The sequence below is a fragment of the Amycolatopsis sp. CA-230715 genome (genome assembly GCF_018736145.1).
In the GTDB taxonomy this organism is placed as follows: Bacteria; Actinomycetota; Actinomycetes; order Mycobacteriales; family Pseudonocardiaceae; genus Amycolatopsis.
The window spans coordinates 6628034-6649227 of record NZ_CP059997.1 but is presented as its reverse complement, the minus strand read 5'-3'; the positions used below and the strand labels follow the sequence as shown (position 1 = coordinate 6649227).

Genomic DNA, 21194 nt, shown 5'->3' with positions numbered 1-21194 from the left:
CTATTCCTATGTAGGCGCACAGTTAGTTTATTCCTCACCGCGGCCGGGTAACCTGATTTCCGCTCCGGTGTTTACTAATTCTCCCCTACGGGTTTCAATGCACGACAAACGAATTGAGGGGTTCGGTTCATTCACCACATGCGATAGGGGCATGCCGAAAGGAATGGAGTGGTGCAGATGAGGTCGCGCACGCGACGCCTGCTGGCGGCGGCCACGGCGGCGGTGGCGGCGGCCACCTCCCTCGCGGCCTGCGGGAACCCGCAGACCGCCGGCCCCGCGGCGCACCAGATGGCGCTGCAACCGGACCTCATCGACCAGGCACCCGTGGCCAGCGACGAAGAAGTCGCGCAGAGTTCGACGGCGGCGGCGATCAAGAAGCGCGGGCAGCTCATCGTCGGCGGCGATCTCAACATGCCCCTGCTCTCGCAGCAGAACCCGACCACGGGACAAACCGAGGGTTTCGACGCGACATTGGGCAAGATGCTTGCCAAATACATCATGGGTACTCCCAATACCAAGATCACTTCCCTGACCCCCGAGATCAGGGAAACGCTATTGAAGATCAACACCGTGGATGTCGTGATCCGCATTTACACGATCACCGAAAAGCGAGCGGAGCAGGTCAGTTTCGCGGGGCCCTATCTGACGTCGGGGCAGGCCATCGCCACGCTCAAAACCACGAAGAACATCAGCAAGCCATCCGATCTCGCCGGCAAGAAGGTGTGCGCGGTCAGCAACACCACGAGCGCCGCCGCCGTGCAGGCGCAGGCGCCCAACGCGAAGCTCACCACCTACAACACCGGCGCGGAGTGCGTCTCGGCGCTCGAACAGGGCACCGCCGACGCCTACGTGCACGACCTGACCGTGCTCGCGGGCGCGGCGCAGCTCAACAAGAAGATCCAGGTGGTCGACAGCTCGTTCACGAACGAGCCGTACGGAATCGGCATCAAGCACGGCGACACCTCGTTCAAGAAGTTCATCAACACCTGGCTGAAGAAGATCGAGGACAACGGGCTGTGGCAGGCGGCGTGGAAGAAGTCGCTCGGCACGGTCGTGCTCGGGGACGCGCCCGCGCCGCCCGCGATCGGATCCGTGCCGGGTTCCTGACCCGCGGTGTGACCCGCGCGGCACGCCGGGAAGGTTCTCGGCGTGCCACGCGTTGCACGTTGACGTGACTTCTCTGCCTGACGTGCGCCTGTCCGTGCTCGACCTCTCGCCCGTCGAGAGCGGTTCCGACGCCGGCGCCGCGCTGCGCAACACCATCGACCTCGCCCGCAACGCCGAGCGGCTCGGGTACCACCGCTACTGGGTGGCCGAGCACCACAACATGCCAGGGATCGCCAGCTCGGCGACGGCGGTGCTGATCGGGCACGTGGCGACCGCGACCGAGAAGATCAGGGTCGGCTCCGGCGGGATCATGCTGCCGAACCACGCGCCGATCATCGTGGCGGAGCAGTTCGGCATGCTCGAGGCGTTCCATCCCGGCCGGATCGACCTCGGCATCGGGCGCGCGCCCGGCACGGACCAGCGCACCGCGATCGCGCTCCGCGGCTCCGGGGCCGCACTGTCGGCGGATGCCTTCCCCCAGCAGCTCACCGAGCTGATGGCCTACTTCGAGCCGGAGGAGGGGCGCGCGGTGCGCGCCGTGCCCGCCGAGGGCAACAAGCCGCCGTTCTGGTTGCTCGGGTCGAGCGGGTTCAGCGCCCAGCTCGCCGGGATGCTCGGACTGCCGTTCGCCTTCGCCCACCACTTCAGCGCCGAGAACACCGAGCCCGCGCTGCAGTTGTACCGGGACTCCTTCCGGCCGTCGGCCGTCCTCGACGAGCCGTACGTGATGCTCGGGGCCTCGGTGGTGTGCGCCGAGACGGACGAGAAGGCGCGCTGGCTCGCCGCGCCGAGCGCGCTGTCGTTCCTGAGCCTGCGCCGCGGCAGGCCGATCCCGCTGCCGACCCCGCAGGAGGCGGCCGACTACCCGTACACCGAGATCGACGAGGCCTTCATCGCCGAGCGCATGTCGAGCAACATCGTCGGCTCGCCCGAGACCGTCCACAAGGGACTGGACCGGCTGGTCTCGGACACCGGCGCCGACGAGGTCATGGTGACCACGATGGTGCACGGGCACGCCGACCGCGTCCGCTCCTACGAACTGGTGGCCGAACTGGCCGGCTGAGCGGTTTCCCGAAACCGCCGGAATTGTTTGTCGGTTCCGACAGCGACCACCGGCAAAATTGTCACAACTACGCAAGAAAAGCACGGCCGCTTGCCGTCTGACCAGGCCCGAAGTTAGCGTACCGACCAGTAATAGCGTCGCACGCTAACTACCGGGGCCTACGTCAGCCATTCCTCCGAATGGCCCAAAGAATGCGTCGAACCCGGTAATCGATGCTGCACACGGGCGATCCGGGAGGTGACGTGGCGGTTCCGTCGGGAAGGACGAGGGCGCTGCCCGGCGCGGCCGCGCTCCGGCAGACCGGGCGCCTCTACGCGCTCGGCCTCGACGTGCTGCGCTGCCTGGTCAAGCGGCCGTTCCAGTTCCGCGAGCTGGTCGGGCAGTTCTGGTTCATCGCCAGCGTCTCGATCCTGCCGACCGCGCTGGTCGCCATCCCGTTCGGCGCGGTGATCGCGCTGCACCTCGGCTCGCTGACCACCCAGATCGGCGCGCAGTCGTTCACCGGCGCGGCGAGCGTGCTCGCGATCATCCAGCAGGCGAGCCCGATCGTCACCGCGCTGCTCATCGCGGGCGCGGGCGGTTCGGCGATGTGCGCCGACCTCGGTTCCCGCACCATCCGCGAGGAGATCGACGCGATGGAGGTGCTCGGCGTCTCCCCCATCCAGCGGCTCATCGTGCCGAGGGTGCTCGCCGCGATGGGCGTGGCGGCCTTCCTCAACGGCATGGTCAGCGTCGTCGGCGTGCTGGGCGGCTACTTCTTCAACGTGATCATGCAGGGCGGCACCCCCGGTGCCTACCTCGCGAGCTTCTCCGCGCTCGCCCAGCTTCCCGATCTGTGGGTCAGCGAACTGAAGGCGGTCGTGTTCGGGTTCGTAGCCGCGGTCGTCGCCTCCTACCGCGGGCTGAACCCGCGCGGCGGGCCGAAGGGCGTCGGCGACGCGGTGAACCAGTCCGTCGTCATCACGTTCCTGCTGCTGTTCCTGCTCAACCTCGTGATCAGCGCGCTGTACGTGCAGCTGGTGCCGCCGAAGGGGATGTGACGCGCGATGGTGACGAACACCCAGCAGCGCGTGCGCCAGGCGGTGGACCGCCGGTTCGGCTTCCTCGACACGCTCGGCGACCAGATCTTCTTCGCGCTCAGGGCGTTGGGCTGGATACCCCGTGCGCTTTCCCGCTACGGCAAGGAGATCGTCCGGCTGCTCGCCGAGGTCAGCTTCGGCAGCGGTGCGCTCGCGGTCATCGGCGGCACGATCGGCGTGATGGTCGGGATGAGCGTGTTCACCGGATCCGTGGTGGGCCTGCAGGGTTATTCCGCGCTGAACCAGGTCGGCACGTCGGCGTTCGCGGGGTTCGTCTCGGCCTACTTCAACACCAGGGAGATCGCGCCGCTCGTCGCCGGGCTCGCGCTTTCGGCGACGGTCGGCTGCGGGTTCACCGCGCAGCTCGGCGCGATGCGGATCTCCGAGGAGATCGACGCGCTGGAAGTGATGGGCGTGCCGAGCGTGCCGTACCTGGTGACCACCCGGATCATCGCCGGGTTCGTCGCGGTGATCCCGTTGTACGCGATCGGCCTGCTCACCTCCTACGTCGCTTCGCGCCAGATCACCGTGTGGGCGTTCGGCCAGTCGGCAGGCACCTACGACCACTACTTCCAGTTGTTCCTGCCCCCGATCGACGTGCTGTGGTCGTTCGGGAAGGTGCTGGTGTTCAGCGTGGTCGTGGTGCTGGCGCACTGCTTCTACGGGTTCCGCGCGAGCGGCGGGCCCGCCGGGGTCGGTGTGGCCGTTGGCCGCGGCGTGCGCACCGCGATCGTGTCGATCAGCCTGCTCGACTTCTTCCTCAGCCTCGCGATCTGGGGCGCCACCACGACGGTGAAGGTGGCCGGATGACGGGGCTGGCGGAGCGCAAGGGGGTCCGGCGTAGTGCCGGGGTCGTCTTCCTGGTCGTGATCGGGTTGCTGATCACCTTGTCGATAAAGATCTACGACAAGGACTTCGAGTCCTCGGTGCCGGTCACCCTGCGCACGGACCGGATCGGCAACCAGCTGCACGTGACCTCCGAGGTCAAGGCGCGCGGCGTGGTGGTCGGCGAGGTGCGCGCGATCAGGGGCACCGGCGACGGCGCGGAGATCGACCTCGCGCTCGAACCCGGCAAGCTCGCGCGCCTGCCCAAGAACGTCTCGGCGCTGCTGGTGCCGAAGACACTGTTCGGCGAGCGCTACGTCCAACTGTCTATTCCGGACACCGGGCGGCAGGCGCCGCTGGCGGCCGGTGACGTGATCGGGCAGGACCGCTCGGCGAACGCGATCGAACTGGAGCGCGTGTTCGACGATCTGCTGCCGGTGCTGAAGGCGGTGCAGCCGCAGAAGCTCGCGACCACGCTGACCGCGGTGTCCACCGCGCTGCAGAACCGCGGCACCCAGATCGGCGACACCCTCACCACCGCCGCCGACTACCTGGAGCGGTTCACCCCGAACCTGCCCGAGCTGAACGCGAACATCCGCGATCTCGCCAAGGTGAGCGACCTGTACGGCGACATCGCGCCGGATCTCCTCGACGCGCTCACCTCGAGCGCGGTCACGCTGAACACGGTCAAGGACCAGCGCACCCAGCTCGATTCGCTGTACGGCAAGGTCACCACGTCCGCACAGGACATCACCACGTTCCTCAAGCAGAACAAGGACACCATCATCCGGTTGTCCGCGTCGGGCAGGGCGCCGCTCGAACTGACCGCGCGCTACTCCCCTAGTTTTCCCTGCACCTTCACCGCGATGGCCGCGCTCGTGCCCGAAATGGACAAGGTGCTCGGCAAGGGCACCGACGAACCCGGCATGCACGTCGACGCGATCGTGACCCAGTCGCGCGGGAAGTACGTGCCGGGCAAGGACGATCCGGCGTACACCGCGGGCGGCGGCCCGAAGTGCTACCCGGGCGGGGTCACCCCGACCGAGCGCGCCACCGTCGCGGGCGGTTCCGCGCACCCGCTCGGCGCCACGACCGCCGACGGGCTTGGGCTCGCGAATTCGCCGCAGGAGCGCGAACTCCTCGCCTCACTCGTGGCGCCGTCGATCGGAGTGCCCACTTCGGACGTCCCGGCCTGGGGCAGTGTCCTCATCGGACCGCTCTACCGCGGGACGGAGGTGACCCTGAAATGAGGAACATCACCGGCGCGCTGGTCAAGGCGATCGTGTTCGTCCTGGTCACCGGGCTGGCCACGGTCGTGCTGGCACTGTCCATCAACAACACCGGGATCGGCCAGACCGACTCCTACGGCGCGCGGTTCACCGACGCCACCGCGCTCGTGGTCGGCGACGACGTGCGGATCTCCGGGGTGCGGGTCGGCCAGGTCGAGGCGCTGGACATCGTCGACCAGCACCTCGCGCACGTGACGTTTTCGGTGGACCACGGGCGAAAACTGCCCGCGGACGTGACCGCGGTGATCAAGTACCGCAACCTGGTCGGCCAGCGCTACGTCGCGCTCGAACGCGGCAAGGGCGCGAACGGAACGCTCGCCCCCGGTGCGGAGATCCCGATCGAGCGCACCACGCCCGCACTCGACCTGACCGACCTGTTCAACGGGTTCAAGCCGCTCTTCCAAGCGCTGTCCCCGACCGACGTCAACCAGCTCTCCGGTGAGATCGTCCAGGTGCTGCAGGGCGAGGGCGGCACGGTGGAAAGCCTGCTCGCGCACACCGGTTCGCTGACGTCCACTTTGGCCGGCCGGGACAAGGTCATCGGCAACGTGATCACGAATCTCAACTCGGTGCTGAAGAACATCAACGACAAGGGTGACGCACTGTCCACTTTGATCACGACACTGCGCGAGCTGGTGTCGGGGCTGGCCGGTGACCGCGTCGCGATCGGCGATTCCGTCCAGGGCATCGCCGACCTTTCCACCGCCACCGCGGGGCTGCTCTCCGGCGCGCGGCCGCCGCTGAAGGGCACGATCACCGGGCTCGGCGCGCTTTCGGACCAGCTCGACAAGTCCTCCGGCGCGGTGGAGAAGTTCCTGACCCTGCTCCCGCAGAAGCTCGAAACGGTCGGGAAGGCCAGCTCGTACGGCTCGTGGACGAACTTCTTCCTGTGCCAGGCCGTGCTCACCTCGACACCGCAGCAGTCGGTGATCAGCGACGCGGCGAGGTGCAGGCGATGAAATCGTTCAAGGAGCGCAACCCGATCACGATCGGCGCGGTCGGCAGCGTGGTGCTCGCCGCCGTGGTGACCGGCACCTTCTACTGGCAGGACCTGCCGCTCGTCGGCTCGGGCACGAGCTACGCCGCGGAATTCGGCGAAGCGGCGGGCCTGCAGCCGGACGACGAGGTCAGGATCGCCGGGATCAAGGTCGGCGAGGTGAGCGCCGTCGATCTCGCCGACGACCACGTGGTGGTCAGGTTCCGGGTCTCCGGCGCGTGGCTCGGCGACAAGACCTCGGCCGAGATCAAGATCAAGACCCTGCTCGGCCGCAAGTTCCTCGCGCTGCGCCCGCTCGGCGACACCGAGCAGGACCCGGCGGCGGCGATCCCGCGCACCCGCACGGTCACGCCCTACGACGTCACCGAGGCGTTCAACGGGCTGGCGAACACGGTCGGCTCGATCGACACCGCCCAGCTCGCGCAAAGCTTCCGCAGCATCTCCGACACCTTCAAGGATTCGCCGGAACACGTCAAACTCGCGCTCACCGGGCTTTCCGCGCTGTCGAAGACGATCGCGTCGCGGGACGACCAGCTCGCCGAACTGCTCGCGAGCGCGCGCAAGATCAGCGGCACGCTCGCGAATTCGAGCGGTGACTTCGACAAGCTCCTCGGCGACGGCAACCTCCTGCTGACCGAGCTGGCCAACCGGCGCGACGCGATCCATGCGCTGCTGGTCGGTGCGCAGGACCTCGGCAAGCAGCTGTCCGGACTGGTCGCGGACAACACCGGGCAGCTGGAACGGGCGTTGGGGAAGCTCAGCAGCGTCACCGGGATCCTGCGGCGGCACAACGAAGATCTCGACCACGCGCTGACCGTCGCCGGGCCGTACTTCCGCGTGGTCACCAACATCGGCGGCTCGGGTCACTGGATCGACAGCTACGTGTGCGGTCTCGTCCCGGACAACCGCGCGCCGTGCGCGCCGCCGAAGGGAGGCGGACGGTGACCGACACGAGATTCGGGCTGCGGGTCACCAGGCTGGTCACCCTCGCGATCGTGCTGGCGCTCGTCGTGATCGGCGGCATGTGGTGGTTGTTCTCCGGCACCGGCGACCGGCACGTCACCGCGTACTTCACCAGGGCGGTCGGTGTCTACAGTGGATCGGACGTGCGGCTGCTCGGGGTCAGGATCGGCCAGGTCGACAGCGTCACCCCGCGCGGGGAACAGGTCGAGGTCGCGATGACCATCGACGCAGGCGTGTCCGTATCGGACTCGGCGAACGTGCTCGTCGTCGCGCCGAGCGTGGTCGCGGACCGGTACGTGCAGTTCTCGAAACCGGCGCTGCGCGGCCCGGTGCTGCCCGACGGCGCGGTGATTCCGGTCAACCGCACGGCCACCCCCGTCGAGCTGGACGAACTGTACGCGAGCCTCAACACGCTCACCGAATCGCTCGGCCCCAAGGGGGCCAACGCGAACGGGGCGCTGAGCGAGCTGCTCGACACCGGCGCGGCGAACCTCGGCGGCAACGGCAAGGCGCTCAACGACACGGTGCGCAACTTCGCCGATCTCGCGAAGACGCTCGCCGGGTCGAAGGACGATCTGTTCGGCACGGTGGACGAGCTGCAGAAGTTCACCGGCATGCTGGCAGGCGACGACGACAAGGTGCGCGGGGTGAACAAGCAGCTGACCACCGTGCTGGAAACCCTGTCCGCGGACCGGAAGGAGCTTTCCGGCGCGCTCACCACCCTCGGCGGCGCGCTCGCCGACGTCCAGGACTTCATCAGGAAGAACCGCGCGCTGATCAAGACCAATGTGGACAATCTCGCGCGGACGACCCAGACCCTTGTGGACAAACGAGCCTCGCTCGGCGAGGCGCTGGATTCGCTGCCGCTGGCGGTGTCCAACGTGCTCAACGCCTTCGACCCGAAGACCGGCACGTTGCAGGGCAGGACCGTGATCCCGGAGTTCTACCCGTTTTCCGCGGTGCCCGGAGGGACGAAGTGAGGCGCGGGATCGCCGCCGCCGTCGCGGCCGTGCTGTGCCTCGGCGCGGTCACCGGGTGTTCGTCGGACTCGTCCGGTGAGTTCGGTGGCGTCTACGACCTCCCGCTGCCCGGTGGCGCCGATCTCGGCGACCACGCCTACCGGGTCACCGTGCAGTTCGCCGACGTGCTCGACCTGGTGCCGCAGGCCGCGGTCAAGGTCAACGACGTCGCGGTCGGCCGGGTCGAATCGATCGGGCTCGGCGCGGACGGGTGGACCGCGCAGGCCGTCGTCGCGGTGAACGGCGGGGTTTCCCTTCCCGCCAACGCCGTCGCGAGGCTGCGCCAGTCGAGCTTGCTCGGTGAGAAGTTCGTCGAGCTGGCGCCGCCGGACTCCGGTGGCGAAGGAAAGCTCGCCGACGGCGCGGTGGTCCCGGTTTCGCGCACCAACCGCAACCCCGAGGTCGAGGAGATCTTCGGTGCCCTTTCCTTGCTGCTCAACGGCGGCGGGATCGGGCAGCTCCAGACGATCAACCGCGAGCTGACCAAGGTGCTCAAGGGCAACGAGAGCGAGATCAGGTCGTTCCTGGCCGGTACCGACAAGCTGGTGTCCGATTTGGACGCCCACCGCGGTGACATCACCGCCGCGCTCGACGGGCTCAACAAGCTGTCCACCACGCTGGCCAACCGGCAGCAGCAGGTTTCCGGCGCCCTCACGGACCTGACGCCGGGCCTGAAGTCCCTTTCGGACCAGCGCACCGCGTTGGTCACCATGCTCCAGTCGCTCGACCAGCTCTCCGGCGTCGCGGTCGACACGATCAACCGGAGCAAGGACGACATGATCGCCGACCTGACCGCGTTGTCCCCGATCCTCGACCGGCTCGCGAGGGCGAGCGAGGACGGGAAACTGGCCAGGGCGCTGGAAATCCTGCCCACCTTCCCGTTCACCGACGAGGTGCTCACCGCGAACAAGGGCGACTACCTCAACATGTTCGTGCGGATGGCACCGGGGGCCGGCGTCATCGTCCAGCCGCCCGACCCGGCCGCGCTGCCGCTGCCCGCCTCGGGACCGGTCGAGAAGATCGACGGGGGCCGCCGATGATCAGCGTCAAGGTGCGGGTGCAGGTGATCGCGTTCGTGGTGATCGCGCTCGTCGTGGTCGCCTTCATCGGTGCCAAGTACGCCGGGCTCGGCAGGGCGTTCGGCGGCGGCTACGTGGTCAAGCTCGAACTCGCCGAAGGCGGCGGGGTGTTCACCAACGGCGAGGTCACCTACCGCGGGGTGGCGGTCGGCAGGGTCGGCGAACTCCGGCTCACCGACGCCGGGATGGAAGCCGATCTCCTCATCGACTCGTCGGCACCGGACATCCCGGTGAACTCGCGCGCCGTGGTGGCGAACCGGTCCGCGGTCGGCGAGCAGTACGTCGATCTGCAGCCCCGCACCGGTGACGGGCCGTTCCTCACCGACGGCGCGACGATCCCGAAGGAGTCGACCGCGGTCCCGCTGCCCGTGCAGACGCTGCTCGGCAACCTCAGCGCGTTCACCGGCTCGGTGCCGACCGGTTCGCTGCGCACGGTCGTCGACGAGCTGGGCACCGCGTTCACCGGAACCGGCGGCGATCTCCAGAAGCTGATCGACTCGGCATCGGAGTTCACGAAGACCGCGTCGCAGCACCTACCGCAGACGACCTCGCTGCTCGACGACGGCAGGACCGTGCTGAGCACGCAGGTCGACTCGTCCGGTGAGTGGCGTTCCTTCAGCTCCAACGCGAAGAAGTTCGCCGCCGAGCTGGCGAAGTCGGACGGCGACCTGCGCAAGCTCATCGGTGCCGCACCCGAGGCCGCGACCCAGCTCACCGGGCTGCTGCGCGACACCAACCCCGGGCTGTCGGTGCTGCTGGCCAACCTGCTCACCACCTCGAACCTGGTCCACACCAGGATGAACGGGTTGGAGCAGCTGTTCTCGTTCACGCCGCAGGCCGTCGACAAGCTGACGAACGCGATCTCGCACGACACCGGGCACCTGTCCATCGTGCTCACCTGGGCCGACCCGCCGCCCTGCACCTCCGGCTATGGCGGGACGCAACGGCGCAGCCCGTACGACACATCGCCGGCCCCGTTCAACCTGAACGCGAAGTGCGCACTGCCGCACGGCGACCCGAGCCTCGTCCGCGGCGCGCAGAACGCGCCGAAGGGCGGCGTCCCACCTGCGACGGTCCCCGGCTCCGGTTTGCTCGGGCCGCCGCTGCGGGTGTCGAAGACGTTGGAGGAGATGCTGTGGCTGAAGAAGTGACGAAGCGGCCGCTCTACGCGGCGGTCGCGGCCGTCGTGGCGGCCGCGGGATTCGCGGGCTGGGCGGGTTGGTCCTGGTTCGACGCGGGAACGGACAACGGGCTCGACTACGCCAGGACACGGGCCGCGGTGCTGGAAACCGGGCGGACCCAGATCGCCGAACTGACCACTTTGGACTACCACGACGTCGACCGCGGCATCGCGAGGTGGCTGGAGCAGTCCACCGGCGCGCTGCGCGACCGGCTCGCCACCACCGACGAAGCCACCAAGAAGACACTGGCTGGCAACGGCGGGGTGGCCACCGGCAAGGTGCTCGACGCCGCGGTGAGCGAACTCGACAAGGACAGCGGGACCGCGCGGATGCTGGCCTCCGTCGAGATCTCCGTGGCGAAGGACGGGACGGCGCCGACGACCAACCGCAACCGGTTCGCCGTCGCGCTGACCAGGACCCCGGCCGGCTGGAAGCTCAGCGCGCTCGACCCGATCCCGGTGGGGGCGGCATGAGCACGCAAACCGAAGTCGAGGTCGAGCCGGTCGACACGGCGATCGCGGACGAGCCCCGTTCGTGGTGGGCACGGCTGCCGAAGCTGCCCGCACTGCTCGTCGCCGTGGCGCTCGTGCTCGCGGGCGCGGGCGGCTGGGTCCTCGTCGAGGCGCACGCCGCGAAGACCGTCGAAGGCTCCGACAACACGGCACAGCTCGATGCCGCGACGACGGCAGAGGTCAGTGCCGCCGCGACGAACTCGCTCAACAAGATCTTCTCCTACTCCTACGACAAGACCGGCGTCACCGAGCAGGCCGCGAAGGAGGTGTTGCGCGGCAAGGCGCTCGACGCCTACAACCAGCTCTTCGCCCGCGTGCGCGAACTGGCCCCGCAGCAGAAGCTCGTGCTCACCTCCCGCGTCGTGGAATCCGCGGTGTCCTCGCTGACCGGTGACCGCGCGCGCGTGCTCGCGTTTCTCGACCAATCGGCGACCAGGGCCGACAAGGGTTCCGCGGAAGCGGCGGCTTCGCAGCTTTCGGTGACCTTGGAACGCGCCGGATCGTCGTGGGTGATCACCGATCTCGTGCCGAGGTAGCACGAATTGCCTGGCATTTTGCCCGCTCCGCTCCCCGAAAGTCTCAATGGCGAGAAAACCGAAGGAGAGAATTGCGATGATACGCCGTCTCCGCACCGAGGGTAACCGGAAGAGAATGGGCAGGCTGGCCGCGCTCACCGCGGCGGCCACGATCGCCACCAGCGCGCTGGCCGCGGTTCCCGCCGCCGCCGACGACCCGGTCGAATTCCCGGTTTCGTTCGCGGTGACCGGGTCGACCGTGGTCAAGAAGACCGGCAGCGCGATGAAGCTCGGGCCGGGCAAGCTCGACGGAGCGCTCATCGTGACCGAGACGAGCCTCGGGATCAGGGGCGACCTGTCGCTGCCCACCTCGAAGGCCGACATCTCGTTGGTGGCGGGGCTGTTCCGGATCAAGGCCACCGTGAAGGTGGTCCCGGTCGGCCAGGTCACCGGCACGCTCAAGAACGGCGACCTGAACACCCACGCGCAGGCCAACATGGAGATCAGCGACATCTGGGCTGGCCCGATCGTGCCGATCTTCCCGCTGCCGACGGTACCGAGCAGCTGCAAGACGGTCAGCCCGATCAACCTCGACCTGTCCGCGAAGAACGTCGACGTGTTCACCGATCCCAAGATCACGGTGACCGGCAGCTACACCATTCCGTCCTTCAAGGACTGCTTCATCGCCGATCTCGCGCTCGGCGCGCTGGTTTCCGGGCCGGGCAACACGATCTCACTCGACCTGGTGTCCAACCAGAACTGAACCACGCGGTGCGGTGCGCCGGTCCCCGGCGCACCGCACGGTGTTCACGCGGCGGCCTGCAGCGCCACGATCTGCTGCTGCCCCGCCGAAATCGCGAGCATGCCCGGGGTCATCCGGCACCCGTCCTGCGGGCTGATGTCGCACCCCGGCGAGTTGCTCACCGAGCCGCGGTCGTCGAACCCCCACGCGTAGTAGGTGCCATCGGCCTTCCACGCCACGCTGAAGTTGCCGCCGCTGTCGATCCCGACGACACCGGATCCCAGCCCTGGCGGCACATCCGTCTGCCCCCACTGGTCGTCTCCCCAGGCGAGGACGGCACCGTTCTTGATCGCGAGGCTGTGCTGGTAGCCCGCAGCGATCGCGGTCACCCCCGAGGTCGCCGCCGTGGGCACGGTGCTCTGCCCGTACCGGTTCCCGCCCCACGCGAGGACCGCGCCGTTCTTCAGCGCGAGGCTGTGGTCCCCGCCAGCGGAGATCGCCGACACCCCGGACTGCGCGGCGGCGGGCACGTCGGTTCGCGAACCCCAGCTGAGCACCTGGCCGTTCTGCTTGAGCGCGAGGCTGTGGAACACATCCGTGGCGATCGCGGTGACCCCGGAGGTCGCCGCCGCGGGCACGGCGGTCTGGCCGTACCAGGAATTTCCCCACGCGTGCACGCGTCCCGCCTTCAGCGCCAGCTCGTGGCCCCATCCGGACGCGATGGCCGAAACACCGGTGTCGAGTCCGGTTGGGACGGTCAGCTGCCCGTACTGGTTGTCCCCCCACACGATCACGCCGCCGTTCTTCAGCGCCAGCGCGTTGATCCCGCCCGCGGAGATCTGCGAAACCCCGGAAGCCGCTGCCGCGGGCACCGAGGGAAGGTCGAACACCTCCAGTCCCCACTGTGTAACGGGCCCCGTAGTGGTGGCCGCGGCAGGCGGCGTCGCGGCGGTCACGGCCAGCACGGCGAGCGCCGCCGCGGACCACCCGCGAAAGATCCGTTTCCTCATTCGTTCGCCCTCCAACTCCGGCGGGGATATCCGCGCCGGATGGTAACCCTCGACCGCTCACTCCCCGGATATTCGATCAATTTTTTGTCAACTTCCGACAGAACCACGGAGACCTTTGTGCAAAAAGGGAGTACACAGGAGGCCGCCCCGAAAGACGTATCGACATCATCTTGTCCCTTACCCAACTGGTAAGTAACATAGCGACCATCGGCGAAGTGTCGGCCGATTGGGGAGAGTTGACCCCGCCGGGTGCCCGTTCGCGCCACGGCGGACAGCGCGCCACGCGCTCATTTCGTCCGTATACGGAATGCACTTCGATGCACGGCGAAGTTGATATACCAAGTCGAGACGGCTTAGCGTCAAAGGAGATTGCAAGTATGTCGCGCAAACTGGGCAGGGCCATCACCGTGACCGCCGCGGTCGCGGCCGCGGTCAGCATGAGCGTCGTTGGCACGGCTTCGGCCGCCACCACCATCACCTACAAGACCGGGGACACCAACCTCAGCTGCAGCTTCCCCCTCATCGGAAACCAGCCGGTGCTGCTGAAGGCGCAGTTCGACGCGCCGGACGCGGTCGCGACCGGGGACGTCATCACGCCGGCCAGCGTCAAGGCCACCGCGACGATTTCCGCCGCACTGCACAACACCCTGACCAACCTCGGCTACAACGGCGTGCAGGGCCACGCGGACGCACAGGTCACCAACGTCGGCCTCAGCCCGAGCCCGGCGAGCCTGAGCAACCTGAACATCCCGACCCAGACCTACCCGCCTGGCGGCGCGATCGACGTCAACATCAACGACACCGGCGCCACCATCCCGGCCTTCACGGTGACCGGTGCTTCGGGCACGCAGGCCAGCGTCACGCTGTCCGGCACGTTCAACGCCCCGATCGAACTGCTGAAGACCGCGGGCGGATCGACCCCGTGGACGATGAAGTGCACGATCAAGTCCGGCACCCCGGCGTTCTCGCCGAACGTCACCATCAGCTGATCCGGCGCCCCGGCCGGTGGGTGACCACCGGCCGGGGCTTCCGTGCGCCCAAGGGGAGGAAGCATGCTGGGGAGAACCATCGCCGTGATCGTCGCGGCGATCGGCACGAGCGTCGCGGGAACGGCGTCGGCCGCCACCACGACCACCTACCAGACCGGAGACATCACCCTCACCTGCCTCTTCCCCCTTCTCGGAAACCAGCCCGTGGCGTACAAGATGCAGTTCGATGCCCCGGACAAGGTCTCGGCCGGGGACGTCATCACCCCGGCCGCGGCGAAGGCGACCGCGTCGATGGGGCCTGCCCTCGTCAACGCGTTCCACAACTGGGGCTACAGCGGGATCCAGGGGGCTGCGAACGTGCCGGTGACCGCTGTCGGGCTCAGCCCCACCTCTGCTGTCCTCAGCGGACTCCGCATCCCGACCCAGCCCTACTTCGCTCCTCCCCCTGAGCCCTTCTTCACCATCGACGACGTAGGTGCGGCACTTCCGGCCTTCACCGTGACCGGAGCGCCTGGTACTCAGGCCGAGCTGCGGGTGTCGGCCACCTCCGGCGCTCCCGTCACGCTGCCCGTCGAGTTCGTGAAGACCATGGGCGGGGTAACGCGGTGGGAGTTCAAGTGCACGATCAAGTCGGGCGCACCGGACTTCTCGCCGAAGATCACCATCAAGCCATGATCGTCAGGAAGTGCAGATGAGATCTCGTCGCCGGTTCGGCAGGGCACTGACCGCGTTCACCGCGGGAGTCGGCGGGTTGGCGCTGGCCGCGGGCGCCGCGGCCGGTGCGAGCCCGCCGAAACCGGCCAGCGACTCGGGGCAGCATCAGGTGGTCGTCAAGACCGAGTACGCCTGCACCTCCGGCGAGGGCAAAACCGTCCAGAAGCTCCCCGCAGAGATCACCGCGACCGTGCCGACCACCATCGGCGCGGGCGAACCGGTGAAACTGGGCGACCTGGCGCTCAGCTTCGCACTGGCCCGCGATGCCGTCCCCACGACACCACCGCCGACGGGCACGAGCGGCGAACCGTCCACTGTGGTCACCGCACGCGGCTCGGCCACGATCGACATCGGCGCGACCATGACGGGCAAGCGCGGGACCACCCCGGTGAAACTGTCCATTGGCGACACCGCGGTGAATTCGGCAGGAGACACCGCGTTCACCGCGAGGGGAAGTGCGACCATCACCACCGGTGCCGCGACGGGCGCCATCTCGCTGGACCTGGGCGCGCCGGTCATCACCATCGGCTCCGGCACGGCGGAAGCCACTTTCACCTGCACCGCGGACCATCCCGCCGCACTCACCTCGGTTCTCGTCCGCACCACCGACGGCAAGCTGCCCGAGTCCCCGAAACCGCCCGCGGGCAAGCAGAATCCGGGCCCGGGCACCATCGCGCAGGCACTGGGCGATCCTCGCTACCTCTACATCGGACTCGAACCGTTGAAGGTCAACGGCTATTCCACCGTGAAGAAGGCGAAAACCCGGCTGAACATCGAGACCGTGATGGTCAACGGCGTGCTCGGTCAGCCGCTCGAGTTGGGACTTCCCCTGACCGAGAACGGAGACGTGCTCTTCCCGACGCTGAAGGCGAACCTGCTCGGCTTCGACTTCGTCCCGACCAGTGCGGACGTCGAACTCCTGCCGGTGGACTTCGCCGGAGACAACAAGATGGTGCCCATCTCGGTCATCCTCCGGGAAAAAGACGTGACCGCGCATCTCGAGAACTTCGTCCGCATCAAGAACGTGAAGGTGAACGGGGTGCCGCTGGACGTCGGCCCGGATTGCCGCACCGCGACACCGGCCTCGATCGACCTCATGAGCACCCAGTGGGACGCGGTCGAGGGAGGCATCCTCTACACGGACCCGAAGGCCAAGGACCCCAAGTACCGCGGGTTCACCCTCCCGGAGTTCACCGGCTGCGGCCGGACCGAACCGCTCAGCCCGTTGATCAGCGGCCTCAACTCGGGCCCTGACAACCAGATCTGCATCGCGGGCAGGGGACTCAGCCTGCCGCCGAATCCCGACGCGCCGAAGTGCTGAGCGGTTATCTGGCGGGTTCCGTGCGGCTCGGGAGCAGGTCGGCGATCCGGTAGCCGTCCCACGAACTGCCGCGCTGCACGGGTGCCGGTGCGCTGGTCGAATCCGCGCGCAGGATCAGTTCCATTTCGAACCGGGCGGCCGGGTCCTCCAGTTTCGCGCCGAAGGTCGCCTGCAGCTGGCGCATCCGGTAGCGGACGGTCTGCGGGTGCACGTCGAGCCGCTCGGCGATGTCGACGACGTTCCCCTGGCTGTCCAGCCAGGCGCGCAGGGTCTCCATCATCCGGTCGCGCTGCTTCGCGGTGAGACCGGCCAGCGGCGCGAACAGCTTGGCGCGCAAGTGGTTCACCAGCAGTTCGTCGCCGTGCAGCAGCACCGTCGCGAGGTGCTCTTCGCTGCGCAGCACCGCGGCCTGGGCGATGACCCCGGACTCGGCGAGCGCGAGCGTGCGGCGCGCCCAGCGCAGCGAATCGCCCGCAGCGGCCAGCGGCACGCGCGCGCCGATCGCGAGGCAGCAGCGCGGCAGCATCATCTGCAACGACGCCACCCTCGACGGCGTGATCTCACCGGGAACGAGCAGGTGCGGCTCGGCACCGTCCAATTCGGCCAGTACGTCCGAGTCGAGCAGCGAGCGCGCCGGCACGTGCGGAGTACCGGGCAGCGGCCGCACCGCGACGAGCGTGACCTCGGCAGGGACCTCCCAGCCAATCAGGTGCGCCAGTTCGGCGATCGCCTTCGCCGGCACCGGCGGGACCTCGAGGACCAGCTGCAGCAGCCGTCTTCGCCAGGTGTCGAGCGCGTCCGCGGTGCTCGCCTTCGCCTCCAGGTAGCCGTCGAGCGCGACCGAGGCCAGCTCGTCCATGAACGCGAGCATCGCGTCGGCGAGCTGGGACATGACGGCCGAGGAAAGCCCGCTGCGCCGCCCGACGCGCATGATCCGCCGCCACGAAACCCGCGCGCCGACGCGGTAAGCGGCCTGCAGGGTGTCCAGGCTCCGGCCCGCGCGCATCTCGTACTGGCCGAGCCGGTGGTGCACGTCGTGCGAATCCTCCTTGGACACGCTCGGATCGGCGATCTGTTCGACGAACAACGTGATCGCGTACTGCACGCCCGCCCTGATCGCCTTGCCGTAGGGGCCGTCGAGCGGGCGCGCGTAGGCGGGGATCGTCGAGCGGATCTCCTCGACGATCTCGTCGGCGAGGCTGCCGAGTTCGGGCCGCAGCAGATCGGCGAGCTTGCGGGGAAGGGGGCCGGGTGTCCGCGTTTCGTCGATCCCTCGCTCCAGGCCCACGAAAACTCCTCGCCTCGATGTCCCAGCCGCCCCAGCGCGGCCGCCCCGATGCTCACCGGGGTGACACCGAACACATCGGAAAACTAGCCACGAATGTGTCACTTCCCGCACAAGAAACCGATTTCTTGTCCGGTCGTGACAAAATCACCCGGCTTCGCGGCGCTCGGATGACAACTATCCCGGCGGCTGGTCCGAAAGGCCGTCACCCAGGGGGACCGGATGCCGCATCGTCGAGCAGCCTGCCGATCTCGGTCAGCACGGGACGGAGCGCGACCACTTCCGCCCGGTCCGCCGCGACGCATTCGGTGATGCCCGCGCCGATGACCGGGATGTCGCCGAGCGCGGCGAGCAGCCGGGTGAGCGCGGAGATCGTGAGCCCGCCCGCCACCGGGTAGTTGAGCGCGGCGAACTCGGTGGGATCGAGCACGTCGAGGTCGAGGTGCAGGTACAGGCGGTCGGCCCCGGTCGCGGCGAGCGCGGCCAGCACGGTTTCCGGATCGGCGGACTCGGCCAGCACCACGAGCCCGTCGTCCACGGCGGCGCGCTCGCCGTCGTCGAAGGAGCGGGTGCCGGCGAGAACGGCACGTCCCGGGGTGAGCGCCGGGCTGGCCGCGAACTCGGGGTCACCGTCGCCGAAGGCGGACCGCAGCACCATGCCGTGGAACGCACCCGACGGCGACGACTCGGCGGTGTTCAGGTCGGGGTGCGCGTCGAGCCACAGCACGCCGAGGCCCGCGCCGTACCGGAACCGGGCGACGCCGAGCGGCACGTGCTCGACCCCGCAGTCGCCGCCGACGGTGAGCACCGGACCTTCCGGCGCTTCGAGCGCGAGGAGCTGCGGCGCGCGGTCGGCGACCAGCGCTTCCCTGTGCGCGATTCCGTCCACAGTGGACGATTCCGTGCCCGCGATCGGCACCTCGTGCACGTCCTGCCCGAGCACCTCACCCGCGAAGCTCGCGAGTGCGCGGCATCCGCCGGGGAGCCCGGCGGAGTTCGGGACGAGCGAACCGAGGCGCTGCGGCACGGCGTTGATGAGCATCGGCCCAACGTAGCCCTGAGAAGCCTCGGGGTCATCCCTGATTTTCTCGCCAACCACTTGTTTGCGTCGCGCAAATAGATCTACGGTGTCGTCCATGAGGCCGAGCAACGAGGACCTGGAACGGATCGTCTACCCGCTCACCCGCATCGCCGAGGGGATGCGCCGGGCGCAGGCGCGCAACTTCGACCCGACCAAGATCGCGATCCTGCGCGAGGCCGGGATCAAGGGCAAGGTCAGGCCGTCGGAAATCGCCTCCGACCTGGAGCTGCACCAGTCCTCGATCGCCAGGTCCACCCGCGTGCTGGAGGACGCGGGCCACGTCAACGTCGACCCCGATCCCGACGACCGGCGCTCGTGCCTGATCTCGCTGACCGACGCGGGCTGGGAAGAGGTACGCAGGCTTACCGCGCTCGGCTTGGACCGGTTCGCGGACTTCCTCGAATCGTGGGACGCCGAGGAGGTCCGGCAGTTCGGGTCGCTGCTGACCAAGTTCGAAGAGTCCATCGCCGCGACGAAGGCCAGGGAAGCAACCCCGGGCGGACGGCGCTGGCAGAAAAAGGGGAAGTCATGAGCGACGCTTGCGAGCGAATCGAAGACATCATGCGCCAAAAGGGATCGGACGCTGTCTCGCGAAGCGAGGCGATCGCATGAGTATGCACGTGATCGTCGCCGGTGGGGGTATCGGCGGCCTCGCCCTCGCACAGGGCTTGCGGCGCAACGGGATCGAGGTGACCGTCCTCGAACGCGACCCGTCGCCCGCGATCCGCGGTCAGGGGTACCGGATCCACATCGACGACAACGGTGGCGCCGCGCTGAACCAGGTCCTGACCCCGGGGCTGTTCGACCTCTACCAGGCGACGTCGACGAAGGCGGGCGCGCGCCGGATCGTCACGCTCGACCACCACGGCACCGAACTGCACGTGATCGACCTGCCGCCGCACGACGGCCCGGTCCGGCACACCGCGGTGAACCGGCAGACGCTGCGGCAGATCCTGCTCGACGGCCTGCCGGTCCGGTTCGGCTCGCGGGTCACCGGTGCCGAGGAACGGGAAGACGGCATCCGCGCGCTGCTCGCCGACGGGTCGCATGTGGACGGTGACGTGCTGGTGGCCGCGGACGGCGTCGGATCGGCGCTGCGGGCCGCGATCGCACCGGCAGCCGAGGTCGCCGACACCGGGCTCCGGTGCGTCTACGGGCGCTCCCCGTTGCGGGCGAACGAGCGGACCGCGTTCACCGCCGCGCTCGGCCCGGCCGGGTCGACACTGGTGTTCGCGGCCTACGACCCGCGGCACCCGATCGCCGAGCTGGACACCGGCGTGGCGCTCGACCCGGTCGACGGGTACCTGATGTGGGCGCTGATCACCACCGACGACCTGCCGGAGGACGCCGCCGAGCTGCACCGGCACGCGCTCGACGTCGTGCGGGACTGGGATCCGGCGCTGCGCGACATCGTGGCGAGCGCGGAGGTCGGGGCGACCTTCCCGATCACGATCCGCACCTCCACCCGCGTCGGGCCGTGGCCGAGCGGGCGGCTGACCGCGCTCGGCGACGCGATCCACGCGATGAGCCCGGCGGGCGGCGTCGGCGCGAACACCGCGCTGCGCGATGCCGCGCTGCTCACCCGCGCACTGGCCGCCGTCGACCGCGGCGAATCGGAACTCGTGCCCGCGATCGCGGCCTACGAGGAGGAAATGCGCGAATACGCGTTCGAAGCCGTCGAAACCTCGGCCGCCGCCGCGCGCTCGCTCGTCCCAGGAGTCCCGTCATGAGCCCGAAACTGCGCGCCACCCTGCCACTGCTCCTCGATCTCGTGGTGCCGATCGGCGGTTATTTCCTGCTCAGCAAGGTTTTCGGGGTCGCCGAGATCTGGGCGCTGGCGATCTCGGGCATGGCCACCGGCGTCGCCACGATCGTCAACACCGTGCGAGCGCGGAAGATCGACGCCTTCGGGCTGCTGATCCTGATCGAGCTGGCGCTCTCGCTCGTGCTGCTGGTGGTCACCGACGACCCGAGGATCATCCTGCTCAAACCCGGTTTCCTGATCGGCGTCGCCGGGATCTACGCGCTGGTGACCTGCTTCGCGGGCAAACCGCTGGTGTACGAGTCGGGGAAACCGTTCGCCACCAAGGGAGATCCCGCGATGCTCGCCGCGTACGAGCGGGCGTGGGACCGCTCGGCGCGGTTCCGCGGCACCGTGCGCGGGGTGACCGCAGTGTGGGCGGCGGCTTTCCTCGCCGACGCGGTGCTGCGCACGATCATCGTGCTCAGCTACAGCGCGCAGGAGATCGACCAGTCGTTCCTGCTGTCGCAGGCGCCGCTCATCGTGCTGCTCGTGCTGGCGGTCGGCTACACCCGCGCCCGCATGCGCCCGCTACGGCCCCTCGTCGAATCCCACCTCGACCCGGCGATCCGCTGATCGACCGGGGTCCACGATGCCCCGAAGGTGGCTTTCGGGGCGCTCC

Annotated in this window: 22 protein-coding genes; 19 read left to right on the top strand and 3 right to left on the bottom strand. The window is 68.7% G+C overall.

Features of this window, described 5'->3' with window-relative positions:
- The first annotated feature begins 177 nt into the window (after positions 1-177).
- The 13 genes from HUW46_RS31680 (at position 178) to HUW46_RS31620 (ending at position 12392) form a co-directional block, all read left to right on the top strand.
- Entirely contained in the window at positions 178-1107 is a 930-nt protein-coding gene (locus HUW46_RS31680) for a glutamate ABC transporter substrate-binding protein (RefSeq protein WP_215542431.1), read from the top strand.
- A 64-nt stretch (positions 1108-1171) separates the two neighbouring features.
- Entirely contained in the window at positions 1172-2170 is a 999-nt protein-coding gene (locus HUW46_RS31675) for an LLM class flavin-dependent oxidoreductase (RefSeq protein ID WP_215542430.1), read from the top strand.
- 242 nt (positions 2171-2412) lie between these two features.
- A complete protein-coding gene (locus HUW46_RS31670) occupies positions 2413-3210 on the top strand; it encodes an MlaE family ABC transporter permease (RefSeq protein ID WP_254125079.1) in 798 nt (265 codons plus the stop codon).
- A 6-nt stretch (positions 3211-3216) separates the two neighbouring features.
- Positions 3217-4059 (top strand): MlaE family ABC transporter permease, encoded by an 843-nt coding sequence (locus HUW46_RS31665; RefSeq protein ID WP_215542428.1) that lies wholly within the window; start codon positions 3217-3219, stop codon positions 4057-4059.
- On the top strand, positions 4056-5324 hold the full coding sequence (locus tag HUW46_RS31660; RefSeq protein WP_215542427.1) for an MCE family protein: 1269 nt from the start codon (positions 4056-4058) through the stop codon (positions 5322-5324). Before HUW46_RS31665 ends, HUW46_RS31660 begins: the two co-directional genes overlap by 4 nt.
- Positions 5321-6322, top strand: coding sequence for an MCE family protein (locus HUW46_RS31655; protein WP_215542426.1), 1002 nt, complete (start codon positions 5321-5323; stop codon positions 6320-6322). The genes HUW46_RS31660 and HUW46_RS31655 overlap by 4 nt, the downstream gene beginning before the upstream one ends.
- Positions 6319-7305, top strand: coding sequence for an MCE family protein (locus tag HUW46_RS31650; protein ID WP_215542425.1), 987 nt, complete (start codon positions 6319-6321; stop codon positions 7303-7305). The genes HUW46_RS31655 and HUW46_RS31650 overlap by 4 nt, the downstream gene beginning before the upstream one ends.
- A gap of 77 nt (positions 7306-7382) precedes the next feature.
- Complete coding sequence (locus HUW46_RS31645) at positions 7383-8303, top strand: MCE family protein (protein WP_442860997.1); 921 nt, start codon at positions 7383-7385, stop codon at positions 8301-8303.
- On the top strand, positions 8300-9382 hold the full coding sequence (locus HUW46_RS31640; RefSeq protein WP_215542423.1) for an MCE family protein: 1083 nt from the start codon (positions 8300-8302) through the stop codon (positions 9380-9382). Before HUW46_RS31645 ends, HUW46_RS31640 begins: the two co-directional genes overlap by 4 nt.
- Positions 9379-10572, top strand: a complete 1194-nt coding sequence (locus HUW46_RS31635) for an MCE family protein (protein ID WP_215542422.1) — start codon at positions 9379-9381, stop codon at positions 10570-10572. The genes HUW46_RS31640 and HUW46_RS31635 overlap by 4 nt, the downstream gene beginning before the upstream one ends.
- Positions 10557-11075, top strand: a complete 519-nt coding sequence (locus HUW46_RS31630; RefSeq protein WP_254125077.1) for a hypothetical protein — start codon at positions 10557-10559, stop codon at positions 11073-11075. Before HUW46_RS31635 ends, HUW46_RS31630 begins: the two co-directional genes overlap by 16 nt.
- Positions 11072-11650: a hypothetical protein gene (locus HUW46_RS31625; protein ID WP_254125076.1), complete on the top strand. Its 579-nt coding sequence runs from the start codon at positions 11072-11074 to the stop codon at positions 11648-11650. Before HUW46_RS31630 ends, HUW46_RS31625 begins: the two co-directional genes overlap by 4 nt.
- Before the next feature lie 76 nt (positions 11651-11726).
- On the top strand, positions 11727-12392 hold the full coding sequence (locus tag HUW46_RS31620) for a hypothetical protein (RefSeq protein ID WP_215542421.1): 666 nt from the start codon (positions 11727-11729) through the stop codon (positions 12390-12392).
- A gap of 44 nt (positions 12393-12436) precedes the next feature.
- Here HUW46_RS31620 and HUW46_RS31615 read toward each other — a convergent pair whose 3' ends face one another.
- On the bottom strand, positions 12437-13381 hold the full coding sequence (locus HUW46_RS31615) for an RCC1 domain-containing protein (RefSeq protein WP_215542420.1): 945 nt from the start codon (positions 13379-13381) through the stop codon (positions 12437-12439).
- Positions 13382-13758: 377 nt separating this feature from the next.
- On the opposite strand from HUW46_RS31615, the gene HUW46_RS31610 reads away from it, so the two are divergent.
- From HUW46_RS31610 to HUW46_RS31600, 3 genes are all read left to right on the top strand, one after another.
- Complete coding sequence (locus HUW46_RS31610) at positions 13759-14370, top strand: DUF6801 domain-containing protein (RefSeq protein ID WP_215542419.1); 612 nt, start codon at positions 13759-13761, stop codon at positions 14368-14370.
- A gap of 63 nt (positions 14371-14433) precedes the next feature.
- A complete protein-coding gene (locus tag HUW46_RS31605; RefSeq protein ID WP_215542418.1) occupies positions 14434-15045 on the top strand; it encodes a DUF6801 domain-containing protein in 612 nt (203 codons plus the stop codon).
- A gap of 16 nt (positions 15046-15061) precedes the next feature.
- Positions 15062-16405 (top strand): hypothetical protein, encoded by a 1344-nt coding sequence (locus tag HUW46_RS31600; RefSeq protein ID WP_215542417.1) that lies wholly within the window; start codon positions 15062-15064, stop codon positions 16403-16405.
- A 4-nt stretch (positions 16406-16409) separates the two neighbouring features.
- Here HUW46_RS31600 and HUW46_RS31595 read toward each other — a convergent pair whose 3' ends face one another.
- Positions 16410-17693, bottom strand: a complete 1284-nt coding sequence (locus HUW46_RS31595) for a helix-turn-helix domain-containing protein (RefSeq protein WP_215542416.1) — start codon at positions 17691-17693, stop codon at positions 16410-16412.
- A 202-nt stretch (positions 17694-17895) separates the two neighbouring features.
- A complete protein-coding gene (locus HUW46_RS31590) occupies positions 17896-18732 on the bottom strand; it encodes an arginase family protein (RefSeq protein ID WP_215542415.1) in 837 nt (278 codons plus the stop codon).
- A gap of 94 nt (positions 18733-18826) precedes the next feature.
- Between HUW46_RS31590 and HUW46_RS31585 the strand changes: the two genes are divergently transcribed.
- The 3 genes from HUW46_RS31585 (at position 18827) to HUW46_RS31575 (ending at position 21148) form a co-directional block, all read left to right on the top strand.
- Positions 18827-19303, top strand: coding sequence for a MarR family winged helix-turn-helix transcriptional regulator (locus HUW46_RS31585; protein WP_215542414.1), 477 nt, complete (start codon positions 18827-18829; stop codon positions 19301-19303).
- A gap of 76 nt (positions 19304-19379) precedes the next feature.
- The gene (locus HUW46_RS31580; protein ID WP_215542413.1) at positions 19380-20501 is read left to right on the top strand and encodes an FAD-dependent oxidoreductase; all 1122 of its coding nucleotides are present in this window, start codon (positions 19380-19382) and stop codon (positions 20499-20501) included.
- Positions 20498-21148 carry a VC0807 family protein gene (locus HUW46_RS31575; protein WP_215542412.1) on the top strand — a complete coding sequence of 217 codons (651 nt, stop codon included), beginning with the start codon at positions 20498-20500 and terminating at the stop codon, positions 21146-21148. The genes HUW46_RS31580 and HUW46_RS31575 overlap by 4 nt, the downstream gene beginning before the upstream one ends.
- Positions 21149-21194 lie beyond the last annotated feature (46 nt).

What these genes read in the sequence shown, in the direction of transcription:
- HUW46_RS31635 (WP_215542422.1), top strand. Translation starts at nt 9,379, where the DNA reads ATGATCAGCGTCAAGGTGCGGGTGCAGGTGATCGCGTTCGTGGTGATC.
- HUW46_RS31645 (WP_442860997.1), top strand. Translation starts at nt 7,383, where the DNA reads ATGTGGTGGTTGTTCTCCGGCACCGGCGACCGGCACGTCACCGCGTAC.
- HUW46_RS31580 (WP_215542413.1), top strand. Translation starts at nt 19,380, where the DNA reads ATGAGTATGCACGTGATCGTCGCCGGTGGGGGTATCGGCGGCCTCGCC.
- HUW46_RS31655 (WP_215542426.1), top strand. Translation starts at nt 5,321, where the DNA reads ATGAGGAACATCACCGGCGCGCTGGTCAAGGCGATCGTGTTCGTCCTG.
- HUW46_RS31600 (WP_215542417.1), top strand. Translation starts at nt 15,062, where the DNA reads ATGAGATCTCGTCGCCGGTTCGGCAGGGCACTGACCGCGTTCACCGCG.
- HUW46_RS31625 (WP_254125076.1), top strand. Translation starts at nt 11,072, where the DNA reads ATGAGCACGCAAACCGAAGTCGAGGTCGAGCCGGTCGACACGGCGATC.
- HUW46_RS31650 (WP_215542425.1), top strand. Translation starts at nt 6,319, where the DNA reads ATGAAATCGTTCAAGGAGCGCAACCCGATCACGATCGGCGCGGTCGGC.
- HUW46_RS31615 (WP_215542420.1), bottom strand. Translation starts at nt 13,381, where the DNA reads ATGAGGAAACGGATCTTTCGCGGGTGGTCCGCGGCGGCGCTCGCCGTG.
- HUW46_RS31660 (WP_215542427.1), top strand. Translation starts at nt 4,056, where the DNA reads ATGACGGGGCTGGCGGAGCGCAAGGGGGTCCGGCGTAGTGCCGGGGTC.
- HUW46_RS31605 (WP_215542418.1), top strand. Translation starts at nt 14,434, where the DNA reads ATGCTGGGGAGAACCATCGCCGTGATCGTCGCGGCGATCGGCACGAGC.
- HUW46_RS31610 (WP_215542419.1), top strand. Translation starts at nt 13,759, where the DNA reads ATGTCGCGCAAACTGGGCAGGGCCATCACCGTGACCGCCGCGGTCGCG.
- HUW46_RS31585 (WP_215542414.1), top strand. Translation starts at nt 18,827, where the DNA reads ATGAGGCCGAGCAACGAGGACCTGGAACGGATCGTCTACCCGCTCACC.
- HUW46_RS31665 (WP_215542428.1), top strand. Translation starts at nt 3,217, where the DNA reads ATGGTGACGAACACCCAGCAGCGCGTGCGCCAGGCGGTGGACCGCCGG.
- HUW46_RS31680 (WP_215542431.1), top strand. Translation starts at nt 178, where the DNA reads ATGAGGTCGCGCACGCGACGCCTGCTGGCGGCGGCCACGGCGGCGGTG.
- HUW46_RS31620 (WP_215542421.1), top strand. Translation starts at nt 11,727, where the DNA reads ATGATACGCCGTCTCCGCACCGAGGGTAACCGGAAGAGAATGGGCAGG.
- HUW46_RS31575 (WP_215542412.1), top strand. Translation starts at nt 20,498, where the DNA reads ATGAGCCCGAAACTGCGCGCCACCCTGCCACTGCTCCTCGATCTCGTG.
- HUW46_RS31590 (WP_215542415.1), bottom strand. Translation starts at nt 18,732, where the DNA reads ATGCTCATCAACGCCGTGCCGCAGCGCCTCGGTTCGCTCGTCCCGAAC.